Below are 18050 nucleotides of genomic sequence, written 5' to 3'. Positions count from 1 at the left end.
CTCACCCCTGCTGCGGATTGAACGAACCGACACCACCGATCCGCGAGAAGGGGTAGATGATGAACCGGACCTTGCCGCGGATGTCGCTGACCGGGACGGTGCCCTGGTACTGGTCCTCGACGTGGTAGCGCGAGTCCTGCGAGTTCAGTCGATTGTCACCCATGACCCACACGTTGCCCTCGGGCACGGTGATCGGACCGAAATCGGGCCCGAGACACGGAGGCACCTGGTCACCCGGCCCGGCGACACCGGGCCCGAACGACGCGACCGTCTCCTCCTGCAGCTTCATGTCGATGTAGGGCTCGCGCAGCGGGCGACCGTTGACCTTCACACCGACGCCCTCGTCGTTGCGACATTCCACCGTCTGACCGCCGGTCGCGATGACCCGCTTGACGAGGTTGTTCTCGTCCGGCGGCGCGAAACCGAACCACGACAGCGCATCCTGCGCCTTGTGCATGACCGGGTTCGTCGATCGGGGCGACACCCAGGCGCCGTTCCACGACTCCGACGGGCCCTTGAAGACGACGACGTCGCCGGGTTGCGGATCACCGAACCGGTAGGTGAGCTTGTCGATCACGATGCGGTCGTTGGTGCAGCCGTCGCACCCGATGAGGGTGGACTCCATCGACTCCGACGGGATGACGTACTGCCGACCGATGAAGGTCTGCAGCACCCAGGTGAGGAGAAGGACGCACCCCACGATGATGACGACTTCGCGCAGGAGCGAACCCGAGCCGGACTTGCGCTTGCCGCGCTCGTCGGCATCGGATTCGGCCGGGTCGGTCTTCAACCTCCACGGACGCTTGGCGTCGTCGGCGCGGTCGCCGTCGGGGGCATCGTGGGGTCGCTGTGTGTCGGCCACCTCGTCAGGTTAGACGCGTCAGCGCTTTTCCTTGATCTTGGCTGCCTTGCCGCGCAGATCGCGCAGGTAGTAGAGCTTGGCGCGACGGACGTCACCGCGGGTGAGGACGTCGATCTTGGCGATGTTCGGGCTGTGCACCGGGAAGGTGCGCTCGACGCCGACGCCGAAGGACACCTTGCGGACGGTGAAGGTCTCGCGCACGCCGCCGCCCTGACGACGGATGACGACGCCCTTGAACACCTGCACGCGCTCCTTGCTGCCCTCGATGACCTTGACGTGGACGTCGAGGGTGTCACCGGGGCCGAAGTCCGGCACGTCGTCGCGGAGGGACTGCTTGTCGAGGAAGTCGAGCGTGTTCATGTGTCGTGGTCCTTGTCTGGCGGAGAACGTTGAGCAGAGGAACCTGGCGGCCCGCGGGCTCGACCGGTTCGTGCTCCGAGTCGTTGGCGTCGCAGCCGGCTGTGTCGAAGAGACAGCCCCGGACACGGGGCATCGTCGGCAGGCAACCCGACTATTGTGCCAGAGACACCCCGGGCCGACGAAATCGCGGAGCCGCTACATCCGTGGCGCCACGATCACGACGTCGTCGGCCTGCAATGCCGAGATGGTGGCGGGCTCCATCGGCGTCGCCGCGGCGATCGCTCTCGGCGTCACACCGGCATGCGCCATGTGGTCGAGGATCGCGAGTTCGGGCGCCCGGCCGTCGGCGGTCAGTGCCTCGTCGTCGGCGAGTTCCACCCCCGCCCGCTGATAGGGCTGCGGGTCGTTGGTCCCGACGACGACCACCCGGGCTCCCCGCGGGCCCGTCCCGACGCCCACTGCCGTCCGGAACCAGCCGGCGATCGATGCCGGGACCGTGGTCTGGAGTCGCTCGGCTCGCCCCCGCAACCAGGTCAGGTCGTTCGCGCCGATCCCGTCGCGGTCGGCGCGAGCCCGCGCGCCGGCCAGACCCCCGAGACCGGCGGCCATCGCACCCGCCGCACCCAGCGCCCCGAGCGGCATCATCGGCATCATCCCGCTCGTCGCCGCGGGTGCAGCGGCGCTCTGCCCGGCCTCACCCGACCGTTCGGTGTGATCGTCCCCTGCCGCGGTGAGGGCCATCCGGCCGGTGCTCGCGGCCTCGACCCGCCACGTGTCGTCACCGATCGCGGCGTTCACCTCGGCACGCCGGATGTCGCGGTCGGCGATCAGTGCGACCACCGACATCTGCTGCTGCGTGTCGGTCACCGTCCGGGCATACGCGTCCAGCGACGTCCCGAGCGTGCGCAGCCGTTCCGCCGCTCCGGGCAGATCGGCACCGGCGATCCGTCCGAGCCCGTCGACGACGGCCTCGTGGAACCCGCCCGCGGTCGAGTCCTCCGTCGCATACGAGTCGGTCACCGACGCCACCGCCTCGGCGAGGCCGGCCACTCTCTCGGCGAGTGCCCGCACGCGCTGGGCCGAGTCGCTCAGTGCCGCCGCGTCGGCGGTCGGCCACACCCCCGGGGCCAGTTCCTCGGCGATCCGCTCGGCCTCGCCACGCGCCGTCATGCGTCGGCCCGGCCGATACGCGCCGACGCCTCGGCATCTCGGTCGAGGAGGTCGTCGATGCCGGCGGCGAGGGCGCGGCGGCGTTCTCCGAGACGGTTCTCGACGTCGTGCAGACGATCCGTCGACGCCGCGGCCGCCGGCGAGAATCCCGCCCGGAACGCACCCGCCGATTCCCCGGTGCCCATTGCCGTGTCGACGTCGACGAGCAGGGCGGCGAGCTCGGTCCGTATCGCCGCGAGTTCCAGCGCCGCTTCCTGCAGTCGCGTCGCCACGACGGCGGCGGCACCGGGGTCGGCGGCGACCCGGGGACCGGCGTCGGTCGCCGGCGAGAGGTCAGGGTCGGCCATCGGCGACCACACTGTCGAGACGGGCATCGGCGTAGTCGATCGGCAGATCCGGTGCGTCGGAGATGATGTCGGCGGCTCTGGTGCGCAGCGCGGTGTCCGCCTCGGCGATCAGCGTGGTCAGCAGAGCGGACAGTTGATCCGCGCGGTATCGACGCATTGCGGAAGGTTCGATCGTGATGTCCACCGCGCGGCCGCGCGCGTCGACCGTCACCGCGACGAGCCGGTCGTGACTGGTCGCCCGGGAGGTCAGCTGCGACAACGACTTCCGGACCCGTTCGAGTTCGGTGCGCTGCCGGTCGAGTTCCTCGACCATGGCCGAATACCCCTGCATCGTCTGCTGGACCCCCGTCCGAGTCGAACCTCCGCCGAATCCTAGTCGGTATCGCCCGGATGGTCCGCGGAGGAGTCCACAGGGTCCGGGAGGAGGTCAGGCCGGCGCGCGCGCGTCCGCTCGAGGGCCTGTTCGGTACGCCAGCGTGCCACCTTCGCGTGGTCGCCGCTGAGGAGTACGGGCGGGACGTCCAGACCGCGCCAGGACACCGGCCGCGTGTAACTCGGACCTTCGAGCAGCCCGTCGGAGAACGAATCCTCCTGATGCGAGCGGGGATTGCCGAGTACGCCGTCGAGCAGCCGGACGGTCGCCTCGATCATGGCCATGACCGCGACCTCTCCCCCGATGAGGACGAAGTCCCCGAGGGAGACCTCTTCGACGCGCACCCGTCGGGCCGCGTCGTCGAAGACACGCTGGTCGATACCCTCATACCGGCCGCAGGCGAACACCAGATGCTGCTCGGTGCTCCAGCGACGCGCGGTCTCCTGGGTGAACGGCACACCGGCGGGGGTCGGCACGATCAGGAGTGCGTCGTCGGGACACACCTCGTCGAGGCACGGCCCCCAGACGTCGGGCTTCATCACCATGCCGGGCCCGCCACCGTACGGCGAGTCGTCCACGCTGCGATGGACGTCGTGCGTCCAGTTGCGTAGGTCGTGTACCGCCACGCTGATCCGTCCGGCGTCGATCGCCTTGCCCAGCAAGGCAACTCGGAGCGGATCGAGGTACTCGGGGAAGATCGACACGACGTCGAGGCGCATCACGGCGCCTCGTCGAGCGAATCCGGATCCAGCAGCCCCTCCGGGGGGTCGATCACGATCAGCTCGCGACCGACGCTCGGCACGATCTCGCGCACGAACGGCACGAGCACCTCACGGTCGTCGGTGGTGCGTACCGACAGCAACTCGCCGCCGGGCAGATGCAGGACCGACTCGACGACGCCGACCGCGGAGCCGTCGGTGAGTTGTACGGGCACGCCCTCGAGTTCGTGGTCGTAGAACTCGTCCGGGTCGTCGGAGGGCTCCACCTGCGAACTGTCGATGAGGAACAGGGTGCCGCGCAGGGCGTCGGCGGAATCCCGGTCCGCGATGCCGGCCAGGGACACCAACAGCCGCCCGGAATGATCCCGGGCGGCTGTGACGGTGAAGTCCCGATCCCCGGCGCCGCGCGGCAGACGGCCACGCAGTACCGAGTTCGGAGCGAAACGCATCTCGGGCTCGTCGGTGCGGACGTCCACCACGACCTCACCACGGATTCCGTGTGACTTGACCACACGGCCTACGACGAGATCCACGATGCGCTCGGTATTCGGGTTCTCGGTCAGCGGTCGGTGTCGACGATGTCGACACGCATCCCGCGGCCGCCGATCCCGGAGACCAGGGTGCGCAGCGCGGTGGCGGTACGACCGTTGCGGCCGATCACCTTGCCGAGGTCGTCGGGGTTCACGTGGACCTCGACGAGCCGGCCGCGACGGCCGGTGACGAGGTCGACCCGGACGTCATCGGGGTTGGAGACGATTCCGCGGACCAGGTGCTCGACCGCGTCGGCGACGACTGCGCTCACGCGTCGCCCTCGGCGGCGGGAGCTTCAGCGGCCTCGTCGTCCTTCTTGGCGGCCTTCTTCTTGGGGGTGGTCGCGGCGGCGACCGGCTCGTTGTCGGCGGCGGCGAGCGCGGCGTTGAACAGGTCGAGCTTCGACGGCTTGGGCTCGGCGGTCCTCAGGGTGCCCTCGGCGCCCGGCAGGCCCTTGAACTTCTGCCAGTCACCGGTCACCTTGAGGATCGCGGCCACGGGCTCGGTCGGCTGCGCACCGACTCCCAGCCAGTACTGCGCGCGCTCGGAGTCGACCTCGATCAGCGAGGGCTCTTCCTTCGGGTGGTACTTGCCGATGGTCTCGATGACCCGGCCGTTGCGGCGGGTGCGGGCGTCGGCGACGACGATGCGGTACTGCGGGTTGCGGATCTTGCCGAGCCGCGTGAGCTTGATCTTGACAGCCATGTCTACTTCTCTTTCGTGTGGTCACTGCGCAATTCAGCAATCCGCCCGGAGCGGCGGACCCGGTTTTGCGTCTGTAGTGGTGTGACCGTCGGGCGGCCGTGACCGGATCCGACGAACCAGCGAATCATTGTGCCAGACCGGGCGGTGAGTACCGAATCCGGTGATCGGCCTGCACAGGGAACAGCCGATGGGCCGGCATGTGGTCACCCACCCCGCGAGGACGACCACATGCCGAACGTCACTTCCGTCACTCTGTCGGTGTCGGCTCATCCGCGTCCTGATGCGCGACACCGCCGGAGCCTCCCTCGACCCCCGGCTCCGACGGGCCCGCGCTCTCGGATCCGGGCCGCGGATCCGAGGTGGACTGATCCGGTTCGTTCTGGCCGAACCGTTGCAACGCCGTTGCTACGTTACGCGGCGGTAAGAAAGGCAACCAGCCACTATCGTGTGGCTTTGCTCACACGAGGTGGCGACCAGACGACACCACTGCTACCGGGTGTCGCAACGTACCCAGGTCGTCGCACGGGTTGTCCGCGTACACGACGAAGTCGGCGCGGTGACCGTCCTCCAGGAGGTCGGCGCCCAGCCAGGCGCGCGCATTCGTCGACGCCGCCGCGATCGCACCCGCCGGGCCCAGGCCCACGTCCGAGAGCGCCTCGATCTCGTCGACGATGCGTCCGTGCTCGACGAATCCGCCCGCGTCGGTCCCGGCGAAGATCGCGACGCCGGCCTCACGCGCGGCGGCGAACACCGCCGGGGCGCCCGCATGCAGGGCCCGCATGTGCGCGGCGTAAATCGGGAAGCGTTCGGCGCCGTCAGCGATCCCGGGAAAGTTCTCGACCTGGATCATGGTGGGCACCAACGCGATCGAGCGGTCGACGAGCTGGTCGACGAGATCGGGAGTCAGCCCCGTGCCGTGCTCGATGCAATCGACACCGGCCCCGATCAGGTCGACGAGAGCATCTGTTCCGAAGACGTGCGCGGTGATCCGGGCGCCGTGCTCGTGCGCCACCGCCACCGCCGACTCGATCTGCGCACGGGTCCACAACGGGGCCAGGTCGCCGACCTCGCGGTCGATCCAGTCGCCCACGATCTTCACCCAGCCGTCGCCGGCCTGCGCCTGCCGGGCCACCTCGGCCGCGAGTTCGTCCGGATCGTCGAGGTCAACGCCGTAGTCGCGCAGATACCGTTTGGGCCGGGCGATGTGCTTGCCCGAGCGGATGAAGCGCGGGCAGGCCGGATCGTCGTCGAGCGGGTGCGTGTCGAGCGGCGACCCGACCTCGCGGATCAGCAGGGTGCCGGCGCGCGCATCGGCGTAGGCGTACCCACGGGCCTGCTCGATGTCGACCCCGAGGCCCGGCGCGATCCCCACGTGGTTGTGGGCATCGACGAGACCCGGCAGGATCCAGCCACCGTCGACTGCCGTCTCGGCGTCGGGAACCGCGGTGAGGCTGATGGTGTCGTCGGACACCCAGAACTCGACCGGTTCGGACGTGAGCGGATCGGTGCCCCGGTAGTGGCGGGCCATTGCACCCTTTTCCGGGCCACCCAACGTCATTTCTTCTTCTTGGGCTGCTGGAACTGCGACACGTCGATGCCCTCGAGACCCGGGGGCAGCTGATCGAGACCGGCCGGCATGTTCGACAGGTCCGGGAACCCGGCCGGCATGCCTCCGGGCATCCCCGGGAAGCCGCCGCGCGCCGCCTTCGGCGGGGTGGGGCCGCGACCGGTGCTCTTCTTCCCGCCGCCCTTCTTGCCCTTCTTGCCCTTGCGGTTGGACTTGCGGTTCATCGCGCCCATGCCCATGCGACCCGACATCTGGGCCATCATCTTGCGGGCCTCGTAGAACCGGTCGACGAGCTGGTTGACCTCGCTGACGGTCACACCCGACCCGTTGGCGATCCGGATCCGGCGTGAGGCGTTGATGATCTTCGGGTTGTCGCGCTCGGCGGGGGTCATGCCGCGGATGATCGCCTGCACGCGGTCGAGCTGCTTGTCGTCGACCTGCGACAGCACGTCCTTCATCTGGCCGGCGCCCGGCAGCATCCCCAGGATGTTGCCGATGGGACCCATCTTGCGGATCATCAGCATCTGCTCGAGGAAGTCCTCGAGGGTCAGCTCGCCCTGCGTGATCTTGGCGGCCGCGGCCTCGGCCTGCTGCGCATCCCAATGCTGTTCGGCCTGCTCGATGAGCGACAACACGTCGCCCATGCCGAGGATGCGGCTGGCCATGCGGTCAGGATGGAAGACGTCGAAGTCCTCGAGCTTCTCGCCCGAGGACGCGAACATTATCGGTTGGCCGGTCACCTCGCGCACCGACAACGCCGCACCACCGCGCGCATCGCCGTCGAGCTTGGTCAGCACGACACCGGTGAATCCCACACCCTCCTGGAAGGCCTCGGCGGTGGTCACGGCGTCCTGACCGATCATCGCGTCGACGACGAACAGCACCTCGTCGGGCGAGGTGGCGTCGCGGATGTCCGACGCCTGCTTCATCAGTTCGGCGTCGATGCCGAGCCGGCCGGCGGTGTCGATGACCACCACGTCGTAGTGCTTGCTCCGCGCCTCGTCGACACCGGCCTGCGCGACCGAGACCGGATCGCCCGAGGTCACGCCGAGCACACCCTCGCCGCCGACGCTCGTGCCCGGATGCGGCGCGAAGACCGGCACGCCGGCGCGCTCGCCGACGATCTGCAGCTGGGAGACCGCGCCCGGACGCTGCAGGTCACAGGCGACGAGCAGCGGCGTGTGACCCTGCTGCTTGAGCCAGTTGCCCAGCTTTCCGGCGAGTGTCGTCTTACCGGCGCCCTGGAGACCGGCCAACATGATGACGGTCGGGGGGTTCTTGGCGAACCGCACCCGCCGGGTCTCCCCGCCGAGGATTCCGATGAGTTCCTCGTTGACGATCTTGACGACCGTCTGCGCCGGGTTGAGCGCCGCGGAGACCTCGGCGCCCTTGGCGCGCTCCTTGATCCGGGCGATGAAGGACCGGACCACCGCGAGCGAGACATCCGCCTCGAGCAGGGCGAGCCGGATCTCGCGGCAGGTCCGGTCGATGTCGGCGTCGGACAGCCGCCCCTTGCCACGCAGATCCTTCAGGGCACCGGTCAACCGGTCGGATAGGGAATCGAACATGGTCCCATCCTTCCATGCGGGTCCCGGGACAGAACATCTAGGAGATCGGCACTCCGGACCGTCCCGTCCCGCCAAAGGACTGCGGCCCGTCGCCGTCCTCCTCGCGCGCGGGCTGCGGTGGCGGGCAGACCGCGACGACGGCCTCGGCGAGCTCCGCCCGTGCGTCTGCGGTGTCGGTCGCCAGCCGGAGGCCGAAGATGTCGACCCCGGTGGCGCCCAGGGTCGCCACCTTGGCCCACCGGATGTCGGCGCCGTGGCGTTCCAGGACTGCACTGACCCGGCTGAGCAGGCCGATCCGGTCGTCCGAGCGGACCTCCAGCACCGCCTCCCCCACCGGGGCGTCCAGCCACGTCACCCGTGGTGGCGCCACGGCGAAGAGCGCGGGTACCGCGTTCTTCGGATGCCCGGCCCCGTCGACCTCGGGATCGGTGCTCCCGGCGCTGGCGCCGATGGTCACCACGGTGCCGGGAATCGTGGTGACGGTGCCGATCGTCGGGATCGGCGAGTCCCGCTCGCGCGCGTCGAGCCGCGCGAGGACATCGATCTTGCCGTCGATGGCCGCGATCAGCTGCTGGCGCAGCAGGCCGGCATCGGGCGGACTGCCGAACATCGGGACGACCAGGAACGAGTTGATCGCCTTCCCGTCGGCGCTCTGGGCACACGCCGAGTGGGACCGCAACCCGCCCAGGGCCAGGACCCCGGCCATCTTCGACAGCAGGCCGGGTTGATCCGGCGCCACCATGGTGACGCGGTACGTGTGTTGCCCGTCGGCCCGGACGAGCCGGACCGCGTAGTCCCCTTCGGCCGCCGTGGCCAGGTCCTCGGCCGTCAGCGGCTCGGGCGCGCTCGGTTCTTCGCCGTCGATGAGTCGCATCGACCGGCGGACGAGGTCGTGGATGAGCGAGGCCTTCCACTCCCCCCACACCCCCGGGCCGGTGGCCAGCGAATCCGCTTCGGCAAGTGCGGCAAGCAGTTCCAACAACACCCGGTTGTGTCCCAGGGTGTCGGCGACCGACTCGGCGGTGGCCGGGTCGTCGAGGTCCCGGCGGGTGGCGACCTGCGGCAGCAGCAGGTGGTGCCGCACCATGTCGGAGAGGATCGCCACGTCCTGCGGCCAGAGCCCGAACCGGTTGCCGACCTGGACCGCCAGATCGGCGCCGACGATGCTGTGGTCGGCACCCCGGCCCTTGCCGAGGTCGTGGATCAACGCACCCAGGACGAGCAGGTCGGGTCGGGACACCCGGGTGGTCATCGCACTCGCGTACGCCGCGGTTTCCACGAGATGCCGGTCGACGGTCCAGGTGTGGATGGCATCGCGCGGCGGGAGGTCGCGCACCGCACCCCATTCCGGCAGGAGCCGGCCCCACAGGCCGGTGCGGTCGAGTGCCTCGATCGGGTCGACCATGTGATGTCCCGAACTGAGCAGGACCAGCAGATCGCTGAGCGCCTCGGCCGGCCACGGCTCACGCAGTTCCGGCGCGTAATCGGCCAACCGGCTCAGCGTCGACGCGCTGATCGGCAGGCCGGTTCGGGCCGACGCGGCGGCCACCCGCAGGATGAGTCCCGGGTCTTTGCTCGGAATCGCGTTGCGCGCCAACACGATCTCTCCGCTGTGCTCGACGACGCCCTCGTCGAGCGGACGGCGCAGCGGCGAACGCCGCAGCTTGGCCAGTCCGCGACGCGGCAGGGCGTTGCCCGCGGTCCGCAGGCCGACGTCGATGGAGTAGCTGATGGTGCGGGCCGAGTCGCTGATGACGCGGGCGAGATCGAACCGGTCCCCGATCCGGAGGGCCGCCCCGATCTCGTCGGCGTCCTGGGCCTGCACGTGCTCGCGGGGGCGCCCGGCGATGCGGTGCAGTTCGGTACGGATGTCGAGGAGCCGCGTGTAGGCGACCTGCGGTCCGGCACCGGGCGAATCGGGTCGCAGGCTCGCCATCCCGCTGGTGAGCTGGGCGATCGCCAGCGCCCCCAGGAGCTGGACGTCACGCAGGCCTCCCCGGCCGCTCTTGAGGTCGGGTTCGGCGCGATGTGCGATGTCGCCGGCTCGCCGCCAGCGGTCCTGCGCGTGCGCGACCACCTCGGGGAACCGATTGCGGATGTCGTTGCGCCACTGCTGGCGGACACCACCGATCAGCAGCGTGGACAGATCCTCGTCGCCGGCTATGTGGCGCGCCTCGAGGAGGCCGAGGGCCGCGGTGACGTCGTCGCCGGCGACCTGCAGCGCCTGCGGCACCGTCCGCACACTGTGGTCGAGCGGGATGTTGGCGTCCCACAACGGGTACCAGAGTCCGTCGGCGACCTCGGACACCCGCTCGGCGGGCATGTCGTCGTGCAGCAGGATCAGGTCGAGGTCGGAATACGGGAGCATCTCACCGCGACCGAGTCCGCCCACGGCGACGATCGCGAACCCGCTGTGCGGCTTGATGCCGAGTTCGGCGCCCTTGCTGGTCAGCCAGAATTCGTGCAGGTCGACGAGCACCTGGCGCAGTGCCGGTGCGTCGAGTTTTCCCGATCGGCCGGACTCGGTGAGTTGCCGTCGGGTCTTGGCCAGGTCTGCGGCGCTTACGACTGCCTCCAAAGTGTGTGGGAGAGAAGGGAACACGAGGTGTGGAACTCCGACGGCCCCGCGCCCGACTGGTCGTCGGGCACGGGGCCGTTCACCGGGAATTCGTCGACGCCTCGGGGGGCTCGCTACAGTGCGTCGCCACCGCGCTCGCCGGTTCGGACGCGAACCACGGACTCGACCGGCGAGACCCACACCTTGCCGTCACCGATCTTGCCGGTCCGGGCGGCCTCGACGATCACGTCGACGACCTTGTCCACGGCGGCGTCGTCCACCACGACCTCGACGCGGACCTTGGGTACGAAGTCGACCGAGTACTCGGCGCCGCGATAGACCTCGGTGTGACCCTTCTGGCGGCCGTAGCCCTGGACCTCACTCACGGTCATGCCCAGGATGCCGGCCTGCTCCAACCCGGCTTTGACATCCTCGAGCGTGAACGGCTTGACGATTGCAGTGATCAGCTTCATTAGTTATCCCTCTCCACAGGATTCAGCGTAGTAGCGAATGGCTTCGAGCGTCATGCCAGCTCATAGGCCGTCTCGGCGTGTTCCGCCTCGTCGATGCCGCTCTTCTCGTCCTCGTCGCTGACGCGCCAACCCAGCGGCTTGAGCACCAGGGCGATGATCGCGGTGAGAACACCGGTGAACACGAGCGCGAACAAGGCGATCACGACCTGGACCACCAGCTGCTTGTAATCGCCGCCCCAGAAGAGGCCCACGTCCTCGCCGATCAGGCCGATGGCCACCGTGCCCCAGAGGCCGGCGACGAGGTGGACACCGACGACGTCGAGCGAGTCGTCGTAGCCGAACTTGTTCTTCAACCCGATCGCGACGGCGGCGAGAGCACCCGCGATGACACCGAGGATGAGCGAGCCGACCGGGGTCAGCGAACCACACGCGGGGGTGATGGCGACCAGACCGGCGACCACACCCGAGGCGGCGCCGACACTGGTGGCGTGCTTGTCGCGGATGAGTTCCACCGCGAGCCAGCCGAGGATCGCCGCGGCGGTGGCAGCGGTGGTGTTGACCCACACCTGCCCGGCGAGCAGATCGGCGCCCAGCTCGGAGCCGACGTTGAACCCGAACCAGCCGAACCAGAGGAGTGCTGCGCCCAGCATCACGAACGGGATGTTGTGCGGACGGTAGGCGGTGCGGCCGAAGCCGACGCGCTTGCCGATGATGAGGACCAGGACCAGCGCCGCGATACCGGCGTTGATGTGCACGACCGTGCCGCCGGCGAAGTCGATCGGCGCGACGTTGGCCTCGCCGTCGGTGGTGCCGAACATCTTGGCCGCCAGACCGTCCTCACCGCCGCCGAGGAGGCCGCCGCCACCGACGAGCCCGCCCCAGACCATGTGGGACAGCGGGAAGTACACGATCGTCGCCCACAGGACGGTGAAGACCATCCAGGTGGAGAACTTCACGCGTTCGGCGAGCGCACCGCTGATGAGGGCGACGGTGATGACCGCGAAGGTCAGCTGGAATCCCATGAAGACGATCGCCGGGATGGTCAGGCCGCCGGTGACGTACATCTCGGTGTCGCCCTCGCCGATGGTGCTCATCAGCTGGTCGGACCCGAAGAGCGCGAACGGGTTCGCGAAGATCCCGCCGATGTCGCTGCTGCCGGTGATCCCGTCGCTGAACGACATCGAGAAGCCCCACAGCACGTACACGACGCTGATCGACGCCAGTGCTCCGAAGGACATCATCATCATGTTCAGGACGGACTTGCCTCGCGCCAACCCCCCGTAGAAGAACGCGAGGCCTGGGGTCATCAGCAACACGAGCGCGGCCGACACGAGCATGAATGCCGTGTTACCCGTGTCGATCGGGCCAAACGATTCGTTTGGCAACTGAGCCAACTCCACTACGAAACCTCCTCAGGATGCGCCGACGGCTCGGCGCCTCCAAAGAGATTGTCGGCAGTCGGTTTCGGCCGTGGTGCCCTGACGTTTCGGGCGCGTAACCCCCTGGGCGGTTTGTATTTCGCCCACGTAACATCCCAGTTCGGCTCTGAGCTGTCTCTCAGACTCCGCGGCCGATGTCAGACCCGACATTTTCGATCACAGATCCCGACTTCACGGCAGCGTCCGCCAGCGTCAGAGCAGGGCGTCGACGAATGCGTCCGGTTCGAAGGGCGCGAGGTCGTCCGCGCCCTCCCCCAATCCGACGAGCTTGACCGGCACGCCGAGTTCCTTCTGTACGTGGAACACGATGCCGCCCTTGGCGGTGCCGTCCAGCTTGGTCAGCACCACGCCGGTGATGTTGACGACCTCGGCGAACACCCGGGCCTGCATCAGTCCGTTCTGTCCGACGGTCGCATCGAGCACCAGCAGTACCTCGTCGACCGGCGCCTTCTTCTCCACGACGCGCTTGACCTTGCCCAATTCGTCCATCAGGCCGGTCTTGGTGTGCAGCCGGCCGGCGGTGTCGATCATGACCACGTCGACGCCGCTCTCGATGCCCCGGTCGACGGCGTCGAATGCGACGGCGGCGGGATCTGCCTGTTCCTTGCCGCGCACGATCTCGGCGCCGACCCGCTCGCCCCACGTCTGCAGTTGGTCGGCGGCAGCCGCGCGGAACGTGTCCGCCGCGCCGAGCAGGACACGACGCCCGTCGGCGACCAGGACGCGTGCCAGCTTGCCGGTCGTGGTGGTCTTGCCGGTGCCGTTGACGCCGACGACGAGGACGACCGCGGGACGGCCCGCGTGTGGCAGCGCCCGGATCGACCGGTCGAGCGTTGGGTCGAGTTGCTCGACCAGGACCCGCTTGAGCAACGCCCGGGCCTCGCCCGCGGTGCGGACCGGGTTGGCCGCGAGCTCGGTGCGCAGCGTCTCGACGACGGTGGCCGTCGTGGACGCACCGAGATCGGCCATCACCAGCGTGTCCTCGATCTCCTCCCAGCTGTCCTCGTCGAGATCGCCGGCGCCGAGCAGGCCCAGCACGCCCTTGCCGATCGCGCCCTGTGACCGGGACAGCCGGCCGCGCAGACGACCGATCCGGCCCGCCGTCGGTGCGATCTCGTCCAGCGGCGGCGCGGTGGTCGCCTCCGCGACATCGTCGGGTACCCGGGTCCCGGGCTCGGTAGTTGCCGGCTCGGCGGTGGCCGGTTCGGGTTCGGCGACCTCGGGTTGCGCGGTTGCGGCTGTGGCGGACGCGGGCTCGGCGACGTCGGGCTTCGCCGTCTCGGGCTCGACGGTTTCCGGCTCGACGGTTTCGGGGCGGGCGGTCGCGGGTTCTGCGGCCTCGGGTTCGGTGGTGTCCGGCTCGGGCAGCGACACCTCGGTGACGCCGCGCCGGATCGAATCCCGCGGCACCGCGGAGTCGTCACCGACGCCCGGCTGACCGTCGACATCGGTGCGCTCTCCGGGCGGCCGGACCACCTCGGGTGCCGGCGTCGCGGACTCCGGAGCCGAGGGTTCCGGCCTCCGTCGGGGCGGTTCCGCGAGGGCGGTGTCACCCGCGGCCTCCCCGCGACTGAAGCTGAACCCCGATCCGGCCTGGTAGCCCCCGGACCGGTCGACCTGGCGGGTCGTCCCGTCGACGATCTCCGGTTGCCGCTCGTCGGTCAGCGAGATGCGCCGGCGGCGCGAGAGCACCAGCCCGAGCACGATCAGCGCGATCACGACGAGCACCGCGACGACGATGCCGATGATGATTCCGGTGTTCACTGGCTGGTGTCCTCCTGTTGACCGACGGGCATGTTCACTCCGCGCATGCGTTGCGAGATGACCGTCGTGATGCCGTCGCCGCGCATGCTGACTCCGTAGAGCGCATCCGCGACCTCCATCGTGGGCTTCTGGTGGGTGATGACGATGAGCTGGGACTTCTCCCGCAGCTGGGCGAACAACGTGATCAGTCGCCGCAGGTTGGTGTCGTCGAGCGCGGCCTCGACCTCGTCCATGACGTAGAACGGCGACGGGCGGGCGCGGAAGATCGCCACCAGCATGGCGACCGCGGTCAGCGACTTCTCTCCGCCCGACAGCAGCGAGAGCCTCTTGACCTTCTTACCGGGCGGACGCGCCTCGACCTCGATGCCCGTCGTGAGCATGTCGCCGGGTTCGGTCAGGACGAGCCGGCCCTCCCCGCCGGGGAACAGGGTCTGGAAGACCTGGCCGAACTCGCGTTCCACGTCGGCGTACGCCTCGGTGAACACCTGCAGAATCCGGGCGTCGACCTCTTCTACGACGTCGAGGAGGTCCTTGCGGGCCGCCTTGACGTCCTCGAGCTGCGACGACAGGAAGTTGTACCGCTCTTCGAGAGCGGCGAACTCCTCGAGCGCGAGCGGGTTCACCTTGCCGAGCGTGTTGAGATCCTTCTGCGCCTTCTTGGCGCGGGCCTCCTGCGTCGCCCGGTTGTAGGGCATCGGGGCCGGTGCGACGACCTGCTCGCCGCGTTCCCGGGCCTGCTCGTACTCGGCCATCTCCAGCGCCGAGGGGGGCATCGGCACGTCGGGACCGTACTCGGCGATCAGATCGTCGGGCGCCATCGCGAAGGTCTCGAGGACCTGCTCCTCGAGCTGTTCGATCCGCAACGCGACCTGGGCCCGCGCCACCTCGTCGCGGTGAACGGTGTCGCGCAGCGAATTGAGCGTGGTCGTCAGTTCGCCCGCCCGGACCCGGAGCGCGTCGAGGGTCGCGGTGCGGGCGGTCCGGATCTCCTCGAGTTCGTCGCGCCCGGCCTGCGCCGAGGCCACCGCCGCGGCGAGACGCTCACTGACCTGTGCACCGGCGCGTTCGACGGCTGCCGCCACGCCGGCGGCCTGGCGTCGGATCTCGTCCTGCCGACGGGCCCGCTCGCGTGCTTCGCGCTCGCGCTGGGCGGCCCGCCGCAGCGAGTCCGCCTTGCCCCGGACCGACGCCAGGCGTTCTTCGGCTGTCCGCAAGGTCAGGCGCGCCTCCATCTCGGCACTGCGTGCCACGCCGACGGCGGTCGCGGCGTTCGCGCGGTCGGTGTCATCGGCGGACATCTCGGTTCCCACCTCGGACTCATCGCGGGCGAGACGCAATCGCTCGGTGAGTTCCTGCAGGTTCTCGAGGGTCTCCTCGCGGCCCTTCTCGAGCAGATTCCGCTGTCGGGTCAGCTTGTCGGCCTCGGCACGCGAGGCTCTGATCTCCTGGCCCAGCCGGGCCATCTGCTCATACGCGGCGCCGACGCCGGCGTCGGACTCGTGCAGCGCGGCGAGCGCCTCCTCGGCCGCCTCCCGCCGATCGTGCTGCTCGGTGAGCGCACCGGCGAGCGCCGCCTCGAGTTCCTCGACGCGCCGGCGGGTCGAGGCGAGTTCGGCGGTCGCGGCATCGATCGCCGACTGGACCTCCAGCGTGGAGGGGCGGCGCGACGAACCGCCCTCGACCGACGCCGCCGAGATGCGGTCGCCGGCGGGCGTCACCGCGCGCACCCCGAGACGGCGGACGAGTTCGAGCCCCTGCGCGGGATCGTCGACGATGACGGTGTCGGCCAGAACGGTGTCGATCGCACCGCGGATCTCCGGGCGGGTGTCGACCACCGAGGCCGCCCACCTCGCCCCGTCGGGCAGCGCGACGTCGCTCGATCGGTCCGGCCCGGTGAGTCCGCCGCAGATCAATGCGGCCCGTCCCCCGTCGCCCGACTTCAGGGCCGCCAGCGCCCGCACCGCGGCGAATCCGTCGACCGTGACGATGCCGTCCACGGCGGGTCCGAGCGCCCCGGCGATGGCCGTCTCGAAACCCGCTTCGACCGTGACCAGCTCCGACATCGGTCCGAGCAGGCCGTCGGGCGCGTTCTCCAGGAGCCACGCGCCGCCGTCGCCGCGCTCGAGTCCCATGGCGAGTGCGTCCACCCGGGCCGACAAGGAGGCGATGGCGTGCTCGGCGTCGCGGTGTGCGGCCTGCAAGGTGGCCACGCGCTCGTTGGACAGGTTCAGCGCGGCCACGCATCGTTCGTGGTGTTCGTCGAGCGCCTGTTCGGCGGCTTCCAACTGCGCCAGCTCGCTTGCCGCCGAATCCTGTTGCGTGACTGCGACTTCGGCGCGTTCAGTGGCGGCCGAGATGGCCGCGGTGAGGCGCTGCGCCTCGGCGTCGACCGACTCCGAGCGCGTCCGCAGGTTGTCCACCTGCCCTTCGAGGCGCGCCAGACCCTCGCGACGGTCGGCGATGGCCCGGACAGCCGCGAGGTGAGCCGCCTCCGCGGCCTCCGCGATCGACTCGCGTTCGCCGAGCACCTCGCGGGCGCTCTCGAGCTGTTCGGCGGCGATCTCGACACCCTCGGTCAGCTCGGCTTCGAGTTCGGCGGCCTCGAGGGCCTGCTCGTCGAGCTCCTCCGGGTCGGGCCCGGACGCCTCGCTCGACGGCTCGCTGAGGTACCGGCTGCGTTCGGCGGCCACCCGGCGGGTCGCGTCGACGCGCTCGGCGAGCGCCGACAACCGGAACCAGGCGCGGTTGGCCGCGGCCGCGGCGGGCGTGATCTCGGCGAGATGCTGTTCGTGTTCGGTCACTTCCGCGTTCGCACGGTCGAGTTCGGCGGCCACCTCGTCCTGCCGACGCCGGACCTCGTCCTCGACGGCGGCGTGTTCGGCCATCTCGGCGCGGCGGGTGACGAGGTCGTCGGCGGCCAGGCGCAACCGGGCGTCGCGGAGATCGGCCTGGACGGTCTGGGCCCGGCGGGCGACCTCGGCCTGGCGTCCCAGTGGTTTGAGCTGACGACGGAGTTCGGCCGTCAGATCGTTCAGACGCGCCAGGTTGGCCTGCATCGCGTCGAGCTTGCGGACCGCTTTTTCCTTGCGCTTGCGGTGTTTGAGGACTCCGGCCGCCTCCTCGATGAACGCGCGGCGGTCCTCGGGCCGGGACTCGAGGATCGCCGACAACCGTCCCTGGCCGACGATCACGTGCATCTCGCGACCGATACCGGAGTCCGACAGCAGCTCCTGCACGTCCATCAATCGGCACGAGCTGCCGTTGATCTCGTACTCACCGGCGCCGTCGCGGAACATCCGGCGCGTGATGGACACCTCGGAGTACTCGATCGGCAGCGCACCGTCGGCGTTGTCGATGGTGAGGGTGACCTCGGCGCGACCCAGCGGCGGACGGCCCGAGGTGCCGGCGAAGATGACGTCCTGCATCTTCCCCCCGCGCAGCGCTTTGGCTCCCTGCTCGCCCATCACCCAGGTCAGGGCGTCGACGACGTTCGACTTACCGGAGCCGTTGGGGCCGACGACGCACGTGATACCCGGCTCGAAGCGCAGGGTCGTCGCCGAGGCGAACGACTTGAAGCCCTTCAGGGTCAGGCTTTTGAGGTGCACGACGGTACAG

The 18050-nt window shown here is 69.7% G+C and carries 16 protein-coding genes; all 16 read right to left on the bottom strand.

Annotation, left to right across the window (positions count from 1 at the left end):
- Nucleotide 1: 1 nt before the first annotated feature.
- A complete protein-coding gene (gene lepB, locus ACFVHY_RS08320; protein ID WP_390270718.1) occupies nt 2–862 on the bottom strand; it encodes a signal peptidase I in 861 nt (286 codons plus the stop codon).
- 18 nt (nt 863–880) lie between these two features.
- On the bottom strand, nt 881–1222 hold the full coding sequence (gene rplS, locus ACFVHY_RS08315; RefSeq protein ID WP_004572295.1) for a 50S ribosomal protein L19: 342 nt from the start codon (nt 1220–1222) through the stop codon (nt 881–883).
- Between the two features lie 195 nt (nt 1223–1417).
- Nucleotides 1418–2392 carry a hypothetical protein gene (locus tag ACFVHY_RS08310; RefSeq protein WP_390270715.1) on the bottom strand — a complete coding sequence of 325 codons (975 nt, stop codon included), beginning with the start codon at nt 2390–2392 and terminating at the stop codon, nt 1418–1420.
- Nucleotides 2389–2766, bottom strand: coding sequence for a hypothetical protein (locus ACFVHY_RS08305; RefSeq protein WP_390270712.1), 378 nt, complete (start codon nt 2764–2766; stop codon nt 2389–2391). The genes ACFVHY_RS08310 and ACFVHY_RS08305 overlap by 4 nt, the downstream gene beginning before the upstream one ends.
- Nucleotides 2726–3070, bottom strand: coding sequence for a YbaB/EbfC family nucleoid-associated protein (locus ACFVHY_RS08300; RefSeq protein ID WP_390270709.1), 345 nt, complete (start codon nt 3068–3070; stop codon nt 2726–2728). The genes ACFVHY_RS08305 and ACFVHY_RS08300 overlap by 41 nt, the downstream gene beginning before the upstream one ends.
- Nucleotides 3071–3111: 41 nt before the next feature.
- Nucleotides 3112–3831 carry a tRNA (guanosine(37)-N1)-methyltransferase TrmD gene (gene trmD / locus ACFVHY_RS08295; protein WP_390271483.1) on the bottom strand — a complete coding sequence of 240 codons (720 nt, stop codon included), beginning with the start codon at nt 3829–3831 and terminating at the stop codon, nt 3112–3114.
- Nucleotides 3831–4364, bottom strand: a complete 534-nt coding sequence (gene rimM, locus ACFVHY_RS08290; RefSeq protein WP_390270706.1) for a ribosome maturation factor RimM — start codon at nt 4362–4364, stop codon at nt 3831–3833. The genes trmD and rimM overlap by 1 nt, the downstream gene beginning before the upstream one ends.
- A 26-nt stretch (nt 4365–4390) precedes the next feature.
- Nucleotides 4391–4633: an RNA-binding protein gene (locus ACFVHY_RS08285; RefSeq protein ID WP_004572301.1), complete on the bottom strand. Its 243-nt coding sequence runs from the start codon at nt 4631–4633 to the stop codon at nt 4391–4393.
- Nucleotides 4630–5067, bottom strand: coding sequence for a 30S ribosomal protein S16 (gene rpsP, locus ACFVHY_RS08280; RefSeq protein WP_390270703.1), 438 nt, complete (start codon nt 5065–5067; stop codon nt 4630–4632). Before rpsP ends, ACFVHY_RS08285 begins: the two co-directional genes overlap by 4 nt.
- Before the next feature lie 457 nt (nt 5068–5524).
- Nucleotides 5525–6595, bottom strand: a complete 1071-nt coding sequence (locus ACFVHY_RS08275) for an amidohydrolase family protein (RefSeq protein WP_390271481.1) — start codon at nt 6593–6595, stop codon at nt 5525–5527.
- A 26-nt stretch (nt 6596–6621) separates the two neighbouring features.
- A complete protein-coding gene (gene ffh / locus ACFVHY_RS08270) occupies nt 6622–8202 on the bottom strand; it encodes a signal recognition particle protein (RefSeq protein ID WP_390270700.1) in 1581 nt (526 codons plus the stop codon).
- Nucleotides 8203–8239: 37 nt separating this feature from the next.
- Nucleotides 8240–10780 carry a [protein-PII] uridylyltransferase gene (locus ACFVHY_RS08265; RefSeq protein ID WP_390270697.1) on the bottom strand — a complete coding sequence of 847 codons (2541 nt, stop codon included), beginning with the start codon at nt 10778–10780 and terminating at the stop codon, nt 8240–8242.
- A gap of 113 nt (nt 10781–10893) precedes the next feature.
- Nucleotides 10894–11232 (bottom strand): P-II family nitrogen regulator, encoded by a 339-nt coding sequence (locus tag ACFVHY_RS08260; protein WP_004572306.1) that lies wholly within the window; start codon nt 11230–11232, stop codon nt 10894–10896.
- Between the two features lie 50 nt (nt 11233–11282).
- Complete coding sequence (locus ACFVHY_RS08255) at nt 11283–12632, bottom strand: ammonium transporter (protein WP_175401040.1); 1350 nt, start codon at nt 12630–12632, stop codon at nt 11283–11285.
- 231 nt (nt 12633–12863) lie between these two features.
- Nucleotides 12864–14435 carry a signal recognition particle-docking protein FtsY gene (ftsY, locus tag ACFVHY_RS08250; protein ID WP_390270692.1) on the bottom strand — a complete coding sequence of 524 codons (1572 nt, stop codon included), beginning with the start codon at nt 14433–14435 and terminating at the stop codon, nt 12864–12866.
- Nucleotides 14432–18040 (bottom strand): chromosome segregation protein SMC, encoded by a 3609-nt coding sequence (smc, locus tag ACFVHY_RS08245; protein WP_390270689.1) that lies wholly within the window; start codon nt 18038–18040, stop codon nt 14432–14434. Before smc ends, ftsY begins: the two co-directional genes overlap by 4 nt.
- Nucleotides 18041–18050: the final 10 nt, after the last annotated feature.

Origin of the sequence: Gordonia sp. NPDC127522 (assembly GCF_042672305.1) — a bacterium.
Classification (GTDB): domain Bacteria; phylum Actinomycetota; class Actinomycetes; order Mycobacteriales; family Mycobacteriaceae; genus Gordonia; species Gordonia hongkongensis.
Note: the sequence above shows the minus strand (reverse complement) of the source record. Positions and strands in the feature narration are given on the sequence as shown.